This is a genomic window from Acinetobacter rudis (genome assembly GCF_031157835.1).
Classification (GTDB): domain Bacteria; phylum Pseudomonadota; class Gammaproteobacteria; order Pseudomonadales; family Moraxellaceae; genus Acinetobacter; species Acinetobacter rudis_A.
The window spans coordinates 51454-63903 of the sequence record NZ_JAVIDR010000004.1 but is presented as its reverse complement, the minus strand read 5'-3'; the positions used below and the strand labels follow the sequence as shown (position 1 = coordinate 63903).

The window sequence follows — 12450 nt, the reverse complement described above, 5'->3', positions numbered from 1 at the left end:
AACGATGACCTCCGCATCTTAAAGTTAAAATAGAGGTTGCATATCACTTCATCAGAAGCGCTCTTATTTATCCATAAACTTTGCAATCATTGCTTCAAATACAATTTCACAAGCAGCAATAATATCTTCTTGTGATTGTTTAAAGCCTCCCATAACCCAACGTATCGCAACTTGAGTAACATAGCCATTCAGGCCCGTTGCGACCAACGAAATTTCTGCTGGACTTTTTTGTAATTTAGGTAAGAGTAACATTACAAAAGACTGAATCATACGATCAAAACGTCCCATTGACTCTTGAATCGTCGCCTGATTATGTAATTCTCGCACCAGCATTGCGTCTACATAAAGAATACGGGCGATACGTGGATCGTTTTTTAATAACTCAAATAATGCTGTAAGACCAGAACGTACCATCAAATGTGAATCTGGGGCAGCTGCAAAAATCGCCTGCATGACGGTTGTTTCTAATTTCTCAACTAATTGTAAAAAAATGCTCTGAAATAAGTGCTCACTTTTCTTAAAAGACTCGTAAAAATAACGTTCAGTGAGTTTTGCTTCATTACAAATATCTTTGACCGTAACCGAAAAAAAACCTTGTTTCCCATACACCTCAATGCCAGCCTCAATGAGTTTTTCACGACGTACTGTTTTTCTTTCAGCCAAAGATAAGCCCTTAAATTGGCGCTCCTTTGTTGCAGAATTTACTGCTGCAGAGTCATCTAATATGCATGAATGGTTCTGGGTCATTGTCAGTAAAATTTCCTATTGTTGATATTCAAGTATTCTAGCAAGGTTCAACATTGAAACCTATGCAAGAACGGTATTGATGATCATACCCGTCATTTTTAATATTTGACAATATGTATTGTCAAATTTATAGTAAATCCTAACATGCCACACTTAACCACAATGTGACTGAGCATAGTTCCCAATAACTAAGGATGAACAATGAAAAATTTTGACAATAAAGTAGCTGCAATCACGGGTGCGGGTTCAGGCATTGGCCAACAACTTGCGATATTACTTGCCAAACAAGGCTGCCACCTCTCTCTTAGTGATATCAATGAACAGGGCTTAGCAGAAACCGTAGAAAAATTAAAACCTTATCAAGTCCGCATCACAACAACACGTCTAAATGTAGCAGACCGCGATGCAGTACGAGCATGGGCTGAAGAAACTGTAAAGAATCACGGTTCTGTCAATATGATCTTTAACAATGCGGGTGTTGCATTGGCTTCTACAGTTGAAGGAGCGAGCTATGAAGAACTGGAGTGGATTGTAAATATTAATTTCTGGGGTGTGGTTTATGGGACTAAGGAATTTTTACCCTACATCAAGCAAACTCACTCAGGGCATATCATCAACATTTCCAGCCTATTTGGCTTAACTGCTCAACCTAGCCAATCGGCATATAATGCAACTAAATTTGCAGTACGTGGTTTCACTGAATCACTACGTCAAGAATTAGACATGCAACAATGTGGTGTTAGTGCGCTATGTGTACACCCAGGGGGAATTCGTACCAACATTGCAAGATCAGCACGCTCTAATACCAGTCTCGATAGTTTGGGTATGAATGCAGAAAAATCGATTGCTTCATTTAATAAATTACTACGCACCCCACCTGAAGATGCAGCACAGCAAATCTTAGATGCTGTAATAAAAGACAAACGTCGTCTTCTTATTGGCTCAGATGCCAAAGCAATAGATCTCATGCAGCGTGTATTACCAACTGGATATCAAAAGATCACTAAAATTGTAATGGGTTTAGGTAAGAAGCTTTAACCTTCAGCGATAAAATCCCCCTTTAACGTTGTGGTTAAAGGGGGAAATACTTTAGATCAAAACTTTAATGGTCTTTTTCTTCCACACAAACTGGTAGTATGTAGCTTGCATCATACAGAGCATGAAAAATGCCAGTGCGTAAGCATACCAAATCCCTGTTAACCCCCATCTATTGCTAAAACCATATGCACATGGCAACTCAATCAAAACAATCGCAGCAATATTAATAAGCATAGGCACAGTAACCGTTCCACTGCTACGCATAATGGCAGCAAAAATTGCAGCAGCACCAAAAAACAAGTACGACCATAAGACAATAAATAATAGATTTTGCCCTAATTCCATGACATTGGGATCAGTAATAAATAGCGCCATCAGATATTTTGAAAATAAATACGCTAAGATCACTAAAACCCCAGTAAAGAATATATTCATCTTCAAAGCGGTCTTGGTCACTTTACTTAATAACTGAGCTTTACCAGCACCAATGGCTTGAGCTGCAAAAATTGAAGCTGCTATTGAAATGGAAATTGCTGGAAACTGAATATAATTGAGCACTTGGTTAACCGCACCATAAGCTGCCGTTGCATGAGCACCATGCTGATTGACCAAACCAATCACCACCAGACCTGCCATTGCATTGGTGACCATTTGAATACCCGTTGGAATACCTAACTTTAAAACCATAGCGGTATTCTCAGGGTGATAGCGAATTTGTTTAATTAGCTCACGATCAAACTGTAATGGATGTTTTTTCTTACGTAAGAAATAATATAAAAAAACCAGCACAGCCAAATAACCAACAATACTCGCAATTGCTGGAGAAATAATGCCAAGGCGTGGTAAAAAGCCATAACCATCAATCAGAGCAGGGGTAATGATCAAACCCAATACACTGGTTAAACTCAAAGCAATTAATGGAGTAACACTATCGCCAACACCCCTTAAAATTGATGTCAGAATAATATATACAAATAAGATTGGGCTACTAAACAACATCCACTGCACATAAGGCAAAGTCAAATGCATAATTGAAGGGTCCACCCCCAATAACAGCAATAGAGGCTGCGCAAATGCTCCTCCTAATACCGCGATTACAGTGCCACCGACTAAAGTCAAAAACAAAGTAGAACCAATAATAGAGCGAACTTTATGTAGATCTTGAGCGCCCCATGCTTGACCAATCAAAACCATCGTACCAGCAGATAACCCAATCACAAATGCCAAAAGAAAAAAGATAATTGGGAAAAAAACTGAAATTGCAGCAACAGCTTTAACCCCCATCATTTTTCCAACAAAAATGACGTTAATAGTGCCAGATAAATTTTGCAAAATATTGGTTGCAATTAAGGGCAATAAAAACAATAAAAAAGTTTTTCCAAATTGAGGTTGATCAATCAGGCTGTGACGAGGTGGCATATTTATTTTCAGGTCCAATAGATTTGCGCTAGGGTCATATAATCAACGAGCAGCGACAGATATTGAGAGCAACATCTCTAAAAGATGTGCTCCACTAAACTGATATTTAAAAGCAAAAGAAAGCTCTATAGCCGGCTGGTTTCACTGAACAAGCCATTAGAGCAACATATAATAATCAATATTTACCAGTATGTGACTGGTGTAAGAATCATTGTAATTTTATGATGTTCTAGCGTAGATGTATAGCATTGAGTTTATGCTCTAGCATGGAAAAGCCATTTTGAATTTGAAAAAATGAACTAAATGAACCAATCAAATAATGCACGAATAATCCCTAAACTCAAACCAATAAATGCCCCAACAACCACACCATTGACACGAATCATGTGTAAATCGCCACCAACTTCATTTTCAATCTTGTTAATCATTTCAGTAGAATCCCACTCATGAATACGCTCACTAATAAACAAAATCACCTTTTCACTGTATTGGTCACTCAATTGAATTGCTAAACCTGTCATACGTAGGTTAAGTAAATCTCGTACAGCTTGATTTTCTACCAAATTTTCACCAATTTGCTGAATGGCAGCACGTAAATTTTCTGCGATACCTGAGTCTGGCTTTTGTAAATCGGCCTTTATAACATCACATATAATCACAATTGCCCCACGAATAAAGTTGAGTACAGCATCACTATCGAGTAAGGCATTTTTAGTTTGATTGAGCTGAATACTTGCGGCACTATTTGAATCTGCAAGCTGTAACATGAGTTGCTGTGCAAACTCTTCAATCTGTTGACGATAATGATGCTCTGGATCAGCCAACATCGACTCAACTTTCTCCAAAAAACTGTCCACTGTACGTTGTTGTACATCTATGCCAAACCAACTCATTCCTTTTGCAAACTTCCAAACCCCAAGCTCTTTTAACAATTTTCGCGTCAATTGCTGCGCTTTTTCTGGATGTTGAACAATCCATTGATGCAAAACATCTAAACCACGTTGTAAAACATCTTGATGGAAATCATTTTCAAGTACAGCACGCAACATCTGGCTACTTAATTGATTAATTTGAGTATGACGTAGCCATTGCACACTATTATTTTGAATAAAATTTGCAATCTGTTGTTGCCCAACAAACTCAAAAACCTTAGGTAATATTTGCTGAACCATTTCAGTTACTTGAGTATTGTTTTTGGGGTTAGTCAGCCATTTCCCTAAAGCCATACTCAAATCGGTACTGGCTAAACTTTTTTCTACAATTTGTGGAGATAAAAAATTTTCTTGTACAAAGCGCCCCATTGATTCGGCAATGCGTGCCTTATTACGTGGAATAATTTCAGTATGATCTTTTAAAAACTTAGGGATTGGAATATGGCCAAAAGGATTGCGGAATAACACAGTAACAGCATACCAATCAGCCAAACCACCAACCATACCCGCTTCAGCAGATAAGACCAAAATATGAATCCACCAACTCTGTTCAGGGAATACTTTAGCCATCACTAACAGAAATACCCAAGTCAGCGCTGCCATGATCAAAGCAACATTGGCAAAAAAACGGCTCTTTTGTAAACCAGAACTTGGATTAGATGACATTAAAATTCCTCAAACACGAATACAACAAGTTACTTTCCACACATCGCTTCATCAAATCATTTGGCTTTTGTCTGAGGCGCTTCTACAGGCAATACATCACCTGTTGGACCAACACCATATTTTGGCCCTAGAGATTGTAAAATCAACCGAGCCTCAAAAGCGTCATTTGGCGCCGATGCTTTGTTTTTAAAACACTCAATACTATAAGACACCTCTGTTGGGTCTATTTGTACAATTTGTGGTTGATTGTAGAAAAATGGGTCATAAAATGGTGCATGACGGCCACGATAATATCCGTAAGGATAAGGGTTATAAGTTGGTGCTGGATACACAACGGCCTGACGAGGTGCTTTCTGATTACGATTACTAGGATCGTCTAGGACTTTAAAGAAAGCGAAACCATTTTTCACCGTTGTTTGAGCGGACTTTAACAGGGCAATTTCTTCTGCTGTGCCATAACTTAAACTACGATCTGTCTTAAAACTAACGCGATAAATCTGCGTGCTGAGTTGATAAGCTTCAAAATGCCCTAATTGATCAAACCGTAATGGCTTAGAGGGTAAAGTACTACAAGCACTTAGTGATCCCATCGCGACGAGTAATAAACCAATATAAATTTTTTTCATTTCTAGAATCCTCGTATCTGATCCTTAACCTATTGATAAGAATCATCACTTATTCAATTAAAAATGACTATTGGGTTGTCGTAAAAACTCCAACTCTTCAGCACTTGATATTCGTGATAACACTTGATTCCGATGTGGATATCGGCCAAAGCGGTCAATAATTACTTTATGTCGAATCTCAAAATCCAAATTCACTGGATTTCCAAGTTTTTCAAATAATTTAAGTGCTTGCTCATGAATAAGTGCAGACTCACTATGCATAAATGGCATATATAAAAACGAGCGCTGTTCGGGTGCAAGTTGTTGATCTAAACCTTGCTTTATAGCCTCTTGGCTTAACACTAATGCCACACTGTCCTGTGCGAAAGCACGCGGATCATCACGATATAAATTTCGTGAGAACTGATCCAAAATGATAATCTCGGCTAAACATCCCTCTGCACAACTACGCCACGACCACAATTCTGCTTTACAAGCTTGATCAAAAATATCTTGAAACTTATATCGTAATTTTTGGTCAAAATCTTCACTCTTTGTAAACCAAAATGCTTTATTTTCAACATCAAACCAAAAGTCTAAAATATCTTGTGCTGTTGTCATGTGCTTACCTACTTTGGGGCATTTTAACTAAGCATATAATTTTTTTGATGTCTTGAGCTCCACCTTATGATAAAAAATTGTAAAACTATCCACTAAATTCCCATCGCTTGTTTTTTGCTATGCAGCTTCGGCTGAAGATTCCAAGTATACTGTCAACCGTACAATTTTTATTTCATCTAGAATGAACAGAGAGCCATCGATATGAGTCAACCCGATTCTATTCCAAACTTTAATTTCCCAACCTGGATTGAAGCCTCACACTTAATGGGAATGTTGCGCGGAATTGAACGTGAAAGCTTAAGGATGCAAAGCAATGGCTATTTGTCACAAAGCGATCATCCAATTGCTTTAGGATCTGCATTGACCCATCCTCATATCACAACGGACTATTCAGAAGCGCTCATGGAGTTTATTACCCCACCACTGACGAGTATTACAGAAGCATTGGGCTATCTACGTAATATTCATACAGTGGTGAACCAACATTTGGCTGAAGGTGAGAAACTATGGCCATTGTCTATGCCATGTATGTTAGACGATCAAGAAGAAAAAATTCGTTTAGCTGAATATGGCTCATCCAATATTGGACGCTTTAAAACACTGTATCGACGTGGCTTAGGTCTACGTTATGGACGCCGTATGCAAACCATTTCTGGTGTACATTACAACGTCTCTTTTCCTGACCAGCTGTTTGCTGAACTGCAATTGCACGAAACAGATGAAGTCTTTAAGGCAATGAGCCCTCAAGACTACCGCAGCCACCGTTATTTAGGTCTGATCCGTAACTTTATTCGTTTTACTCCTTTAGTTGCTTATTTGATTGGATCAAGTCCATCGGTCTGCAAATGCTTTATGACAGGTCGTGAACATCATTTACTTCCTTTAGTCCGTGGTACTTTATTTGCACCCTATGCCACTGCACTACGTATGGGTCGCTTTGGTTATCAAAACTCAGCTCAAAAACAATTGGGTATTCACTACAATAGTCTTGAAGCCTATGTTGAAGAGCTACAAAAAGCGGTGAATAGCCCTTATCCAGAGTTTAGTCGTCTTGGTCTAAATGATGAAAAAGGTGAGGCACTACAAATTAATGATCATGTCTTACAAATTGAAAATGAATACTACAGCCTAGTTCGACCAAAACAAGTTCCTCAAGGAAATGAAACTCCATCACAAGCTTTAGCCAACCGTGGTATCGCCTATGTCGAACTTCGTGCAGTTGATGTCAACCCATATAGCGCTATTGGAATTGATGAACACACCGCAGCATTTTTAGAAGTGTTAGCCCTCTACTGTTTATTAAAAGATAGTCCAGAGTTATGGGAAACAGAACAAGCTCAAATTGACCGCAATCATACAGAAGTGGTCAATCGCGGTCGCGCACCAAATGCAAGTATTCATGAGGGTGAACAACAATATGCCCTAGCAGACTGGGCAACACAGCACTTACACGCTATGCAGCCTGTTGCTGTGCTACTCGATCAGATGTCACAACAACAGCTCTATAGCTCGGCGTTACAGCTAATGCAAACTCGTGTTGATGATGTCGATCGCACACCATCCTCTCAAGTTATTCAAGATACTGTAAAATACGGCGGTACATGGGCTTTTGGTAGCCATCAAGCTCATCTACACCAACACAGTTACCAACAACATACTTTAAATTCTGAAATAATCGATTATTTTGAGCAACTTGCTCAGACTTCTTTGCAACAACAACAGCAACTCGAACAAGATCACGATATTCAGTTTGAAACATATCTTGAAAAATTTAGATAAAATTTAAGAGGCATATAATATGCAGTGGCGCCAATATCGCATTGTCAGCGGTTTTTTATTTCTTGCAAGTGTCATTGGTATGGCATTTGCGTTGTATTTAGAGCATGTGAAAGGTTTTGAACCTTGTCCGCTTTGCGTGTTTCAACGTGTGGGGTTAATTGGCTTAGGGTTCTTCTCCCTCATTGCCTTTTTACACAATCCTCAACATGTTTTTGTAAAACGCTTATATGCAGGTCTTGGCACCCTCAGTATTTTATGGTCTGCAGGTGTGGCTATGCGCCATGTCTGGATGCAGAATCTCCCAGCAGACCAAGTTCCGACTTGTGGCCCAGGTCTAAACTACTTACTCGAAGCATTTCCCATGGTTACAGTACTCAAGCAAGTCTTGTCTGGTTCAGGGGAATGTGCTGTTGTTGATTGGAGCTTCTTAGGTTTCTCCTTACCTGTATGGTCTGGCGTATTCTTTGTCTTTTTAAGCATCATTAGTATTTGGCAACTCTTCCGTTTTTATCCTAACAACATGAAAAAGAAAAAATAAATCAGTACTTTTGCAGCAGTTTTATGAAATACAACTGCTGCAATTCAACTTAAATCATTCGAATTAAGTTTCAACAATTCCCTGCATACTTTCTAGTTTAATTAAATACTTATGTATTTTTTCTTGCGCAATTTCATCATGATGTGGATAAAACCACTTTGCAATCTGCTCAGCTACGCTAGCATGATATTGAATCTCGAAATGATTCAACCCATAAAAAACGGCTTTATGTGATTGTGGTACATTGAGCTGAAAACGTGGATTTGGATGCTCACCAAGAGCACTTTTAACACTCACCAAATAATCCCCAATAATTTTAAGGGGACGATGGTCTTTATTTTCAGACTCAATCGTGCCTGCAACGAAGAAAGTATGAATATGTGCAGGTAATGGAGCAGGTTTGCGGTGATCATCAGGCTGACCTATGCGTAAGTCATTATGTTCCCAATCATCATCACGCACACTGCCATAACGTAAATCCAAAATGCCATTACTACGAATATTCACCAATTGACTAATTAACTTCGTAATCGGGAAGTGCCTAAACCGCTCTTGCAGTTTAAAACCAAAACGTTCTAATACTGCGCCTTGGTGTGGAGAACCTAAACACACCAAGTTTTCCACCATATAAACCCAAGTATGAATATTTTGTTTACCGTAAAATAAGGCACTGCGTAGTACAAGTCCTCCCATGCTATGCCCAATCAAATCAATGCTGGTAATCCGCGGATTTCGCTTCACTAAATCTTGCAGTACATTCGTTAAACTATGGCCATTAGCAGAAATACGTCGGCCAGTATTGTAGTTTAAATACAACATGGTGTTGTTATCACGTTGAGCCAGCAACTTTTCCCCAATTCCAGCAAATTGTTGTGTGCTCCAATCACAGTGATTCATACAAAGACCATGTACAAATATCACTACACGTCCAGCTAAATCGCCTTGTTGTATTTCACCATAATGGTCATACAATACTGTCGCTAAGCCCAGTGGATTATGCTGTTCAAGCAAATAATCACCTAAGATCCCATTTAACACACCAACTAAAAAATGCAATTTGGGTGTCAGTGGTCTTTCGTGTAGATCAGGAAAAAGTTCGATCATGCGCCGCAACCCAGGCGCAAGTAATTGCACCCCATATTGTTGTAGCACACCATAACCCAATTGATAGGCTCTATCTATAAATGCAATTTTTTGAATTTTAATAACTTTTTGTTTACTTACACCAAATATGCTCAGTAGCACTTCTCGCTGCATACTTTGGATTAGATCTTGTACAACTTGACTCAAACGGGTGCTCACCAGCTGTGCCAAACCCTCTAAAACATCGGCTTGGCTTGGTGGGGAGCGATCCCATTTACAATAGGTCTCATGAAGTGGGGTTAAGCTTGGCATTTTTCATTCGAATCCTTTTCAATATAATTCAGTTTTGACTCCACAAAAATCCATGTATAAACTTCTGTGTAATCAGTAAAATAATGCTCATCCTAAACATCCAACATACTGATTCTGACGCTAGACTAAAATCATTTTTGTCTCACAACATTTCTTGAAATACACATTAAAATACTTTGTGATAATAATCACAATAAACATACGTTGTTAATTGGATAGCAGAAACATCACTATGAATATTATCTACCTGCATGGTTTTAAAAGTAGTGCTTTATCAATAAAAGGGCAACAACTAGATGATCATTGTAAAAGAATAAAAAAATATCATGTGCATCTTCCTGATCTCAATTGCCCTCCACAACAAGTTATGGAGAAACTTGGTCAACTCATAGAAGGTCTAGACCAAGTTGCTTTAGTGGGAAGCAGTTTAGGAGGGTTTTATGCGACACTACTTGTCGCGAAATATAACATACCGGCTGTGCTCATCAATCCAGCTGTGCAACCATGGTTATTATTTGCAAAGCTTTATGCCAATCAATTACCTTACACCGTCAATGCACAGTGGAGTATTGATCAACAACAACTGGATGAACTGGAACAAATGGCCATCAGCAAGGCGGAAAATGCAGCGAAAATTTTGGTTTTGCTACAGCGTGGCGATGAAATTTTGGATTATCGTGTAGCACAAGCGTATTATACTCAAGCTCCTTGTTCGTCCTTGTTGAGCATTGATGTTCAGGGTGAACATGCAATGACTGATTTTGCAGAAAAATTACCCATGTTGCTTGAGTTTTTAACTTACTCAATAAAAAAATAGGAATCCTCATAACGTGTCTCAATATACGGCCCAATCACTTGAAGTTTTATCTGGTCTAGATCCTGTACGTCGTCGTCCAGGCATGTATACAGATACAACCCGCCCAAATCACTTGGCTCAAGAAGTGATTGATAATGCTGTAGATGAAGCATTAGCTGGGCATGCAAATAAAATTACTGTCACCATTTACCAAGATGGATCTTTATCTGTAGAAGATAATGGTCGTGGTATGCCTGTAGATATTCACCCAGAATATGGCCAAAGTGGTATAGAAATCATCCTGACTAAACTACATGCAGGTGGTAAGTTTAGTACAGATAATTATCAATTCTCAGGTGGTCTACATGGTGTTGGTATTTCTGTAGTGAACGCCTTATCTACCCGTGTTGATGTACAGGTCCAACGATTAGGCAACCTGTATAAAATGTCCTTTGCCCATGGTGAACCTCTAGGCCCACTTGAAGTTTTAGAAGGTAAAGCACCAAAACGCGCAACAGGAACTTTGGTACAATTCTGGCCAGAAGAAAAATACTTTGACTCTCCTAAATTTGCACTTAAGGCCTTAAAACACAATCTAAAAGCCAAAGCTGTATTGGCTGCTGGGTTGCAAATTTGCTATGTCGATCAAATCAATAATGAAAAAATTGAATGGCAATTTGAAAATGGTCTTGTTGACTACTTAATGGATGAATTGCAAGAACGTGAAATTTTGCCACATCCAGCATTTGTTACGACTGGAAGTGTAGAACGTGCTAGTGCTGAATTTGCAATTTGTTGGAACGTAGAAGGTGGTGAGCAAATCCAAGAAAGCTATGTCAATCTAATTCCTACTGCCCAAGGTGGAACGCATGTAAATGGTTTGCGTTCAGGTGTTACTGAGGCAATGAGAGAGTTTTGTGAACTACGTAATCTGCTCCCACGTAATCTCAAGCTATCAGCTGAAGATGTTTGGGACGGGGTAAATTATATTTTATCCCTCAAGTTCCAAGAGCCTCAATTTTCTGGGCAAACCAAAGAGCGCTTATCAAGCCGAGAGGCTGCCAATATAGTACTTAATATTGCCAAAGATGCCTTTGCCTTATGGCTGAATCAAAACTCAGAAGTTGCTATGCAACTCGCTGAGATGGCAATCAATAAAGCAGGGCGTCGTTTAAAAGCAGCGAAAAAAGTTGAGCGGAAGAAAATTGTTTCAGGACCTGCACTGCCAGGTAAATTGGCTGACTGTTCAGGGCTGACACGCGAAGAATCAGAGTTATTCATTGTTGAAGGGGACTCTGCTGGTGGTTCTGCCAAACAAGCACGCGACAAAAACTTCCAAGCCATCATGCCTATTCGAGGCAAAATCCTTAATACTTGGGAAGTATCTTCAGATGAGGTACTAGCTTCACAAGAAGTCCATGATATCGCTATTGCCATTGGTGTTGACCCAGGCAGTGATGACTTATCAGAACTACGTTACGGTAAAATCTGTATTTTGGCTGATGCGGACTCCGATGGCTTACACATTGCAACCTTACTTTGTGCGCTCTTTGTGAAACACTTTCCAAATTTGGTTGAAGAAGGGCATTTGTTTGTCGCTATGCCACCATTGTTTCGTATAGATGATGCCAAAGATGTTTATTATGCTCTAGATGAAGATGAGCTTGAGGCTATCTTGAAAAAGACCAAAAGTAAAACTCCACAGATTACCCGATTTAAAGGTTTAGGAGAAATGAACGCAGGACAACTGCGTGAAACAACCATGGACCCCAATACACGTCGTTTGGTACAACTTGATCTTGATGATAGCCACTTTACCGCAGGGTTATTAGACAAACTTTTGGCCAAAAAACGTTCGGGTGACCGTAAACAATGGTTAGAGCAAAAAGGTAATTTAGCTGATCTGGCTTAATA

Annotated in this window: 11 protein-coding genes; 5 read left to right on the top strand and 6 right to left on the bottom strand. The window is 39.2% G+C overall.

The genetic code is table 11. From position 1 onward, the window contains the following. Window positions 1–63 precede the first annotated feature (63 nt). On the bottom strand, window positions 64–747 hold the full coding sequence (locus RFH42_RS06005; protein WP_308974690.1) for a TetR/AcrR family transcriptional regulator: 684 nt from the start codon (window positions 745–747) through the stop codon (window positions 64–66). Between the two features lie 201 nt (window positions 748–948). On the opposite strand from RFH42_RS06005, the gene RFH42_RS06000 reads away from it, so the two are divergent. After that, the gene (locus RFH42_RS06000; protein WP_308974689.1) at window positions 949–1785 is read left to right on the top strand and encodes an SDR family NAD(P)-dependent oxidoreductase; all 837 of its coding nucleotides are present in this window, start codon (window positions 949–951) and stop codon (window positions 1783–1785) included. Window positions 1786–1836: 51 nt separating this feature from the next. Here the strand turns inward: RFH42_RS06000 and RFH42_RS05995 are convergent, their stop codons facing one another. The 4 genes from RFH42_RS05995 to RFH42_RS05980 all read right to left on the bottom strand — a co-directional run bounded on the left by RFH42_RS05995 (window position 1837) and on the right by RFH42_RS05980 (window position 6028). Continuing rightward, the gene (locus tag RFH42_RS05995; RefSeq protein ID WP_308974688.1) at window positions 1837–3204 is read right to left on the bottom strand and encodes an MATE family efflux transporter; all 1368 of its coding nucleotides are present in this window, start codon (window positions 3202–3204) and stop codon (window positions 1837–1839) included. 299 nt (window positions 3205–3503) lie between these two features. Next, window positions 3504–4802 carry a DUF445 domain-containing protein gene (locus RFH42_RS05990; protein ID WP_308974687.1) on the bottom strand — a complete coding sequence of 433 codons (1299 nt, stop codon included), beginning with the start codon at window positions 4800–4802 and terminating at the stop codon, window positions 3504–3506. 56 nt (window positions 4803–4858) lie between these two features. After that, on the bottom strand, window positions 4859–5428 hold the full coding sequence (locus RFH42_RS05985; protein WP_308974686.1) for a CC0125/CC1285 family lipoprotein: 570 nt from the start codon (window positions 5426–5428) through the stop codon (window positions 4859–4861). Window positions 5429–5485: 57 nt separating this feature from the next. Further along, complete coding sequence (locus RFH42_RS05980; RefSeq protein ID WP_308974685.1) at window positions 5486–6028, bottom strand: DUF924 family protein; 543 nt, start codon at window positions 6026–6028, stop codon at window positions 5486–5488. A gap of 201 nt (window positions 6029–6229) precedes the next feature. Here RFH42_RS05980 and gshA point away from each other — a divergent pair, with 201 nt between their 5' ends. Both gshA and RFH42_RS05970 read left to right on the top strand, forming a co-directional pair. Beyond that, on the top strand, window positions 6230–7807 hold the full coding sequence (gene gshA / locus RFH42_RS05975; protein WP_308974684.1) for a glutamate--cysteine ligase: 1578 nt from the start codon (window positions 6230–6232) through the stop codon (window positions 7805–7807). Window positions 7808–7826: 19 nt separating this feature from the next. Continuing rightward, window positions 7827–8345 carry a disulfide bond formation protein B gene (locus RFH42_RS05970; RefSeq protein WP_308974683.1) on the top strand — a complete coding sequence of 173 codons (519 nt, stop codon included), beginning with the start codon at window positions 7827–7829 and terminating at the stop codon, window positions 8343–8345. A 63-nt stretch (window positions 8346–8408) separates the two neighbouring features. Here the strand turns inward: RFH42_RS05970 and RFH42_RS05965 are convergent, their stop codons facing one another. Continuing rightward, window positions 8409–9740: a PGAP1-like alpha/beta domain-containing protein gene (locus tag RFH42_RS05965; protein ID WP_308974682.1), complete on the bottom strand. Its 1332-nt coding sequence runs from the start codon at window positions 9738–9740 to the stop codon at window positions 8409–8411. A 232-nt stretch (window positions 9741–9972) separates the two neighbouring features. Here RFH42_RS05965 and RFH42_RS05960 point away from each other — a divergent pair, with 232 nt between their 5' ends. Then, complete coding sequence (locus RFH42_RS05960; RefSeq protein WP_308974681.1) at window positions 9973–10557, top strand: YqiA/YcfP family alpha/beta fold hydrolase; 585 nt, start codon at window positions 9973–9975, stop codon at window positions 10555–10557. A gap of 13 nt (window positions 10558–10570) precedes the next feature. Next, entirely contained in the window at window positions 10571–12448 is a 1878-nt protein-coding gene (gene parE, locus RFH42_RS05955) for a DNA topoisomerase IV subunit B (RefSeq protein WP_308974680.1), read from the top strand. The last annotated feature ends 2 nt before the right edge of the window (window positions 12449–12450 follow it).

Coding starts and splice junctions, on each gene's coding strand:
- RFH42_RS06005 (WP_308974690.1), bottom strand. CDS start 747: ATGACCCAGAACCATTCATGCATATTAGATGACTCTGCAGCAGTAAAT.
- RFH42_RS06000 (WP_308974689.1), top strand. CDS start 949: ATGAAAAATTTTGACAATAAAGTAGCTGCAATCACGGGTGCGGGTTCA.
- RFH42_RS05995 (WP_308974688.1), bottom strand. CDS start 3,204: ATGCCACCTCGTCACAGCCTGATTGATCAACCTCAATTTGGAAAAACT.
- RFH42_RS05990 (WP_308974687.1), bottom strand. CDS start 4,802: ATGTCATCTAATCCAAGTTCTGGTTTACAAAAGAGCCGTTTTTTTGCC.
- RFH42_RS05985 (WP_308974686.1), bottom strand. CDS start 5,428: ATGAAAAAAATTTATATTGGTTTATTACTCGTCGCGATGGGATCACTA.
- RFH42_RS05980 (WP_308974685.1), bottom strand. CDS start 6,028: ATGACAACAGCACAAGATATTTTAGACTTTTGGTTTGATGTTGAAAAT.
- gshA (WP_308974684.1), top strand. CDS start 6,230: ATGAGTCAACCCGATTCTATTCCAAACTTTAATTTCCCAACCTGGATT.
- RFH42_RS05970 (WP_308974683.1), top strand. CDS start 7,827: ATGCAGTGGCGCCAATATCGCATTGTCAGCGGTTTTTTATTTCTTGCA.
- RFH42_RS05965 (WP_308974682.1), bottom strand. CDS start 9,740: ATGCCAAGCTTAACCCCACTTCATGAGACCTATTGTAAATGGGATCGC.
- RFH42_RS05960 (WP_308974681.1), top strand. CDS start 9,973: ATGAATATTATCTACCTGCATGGTTTTAAAAGTAGTGCTTTATCAATA.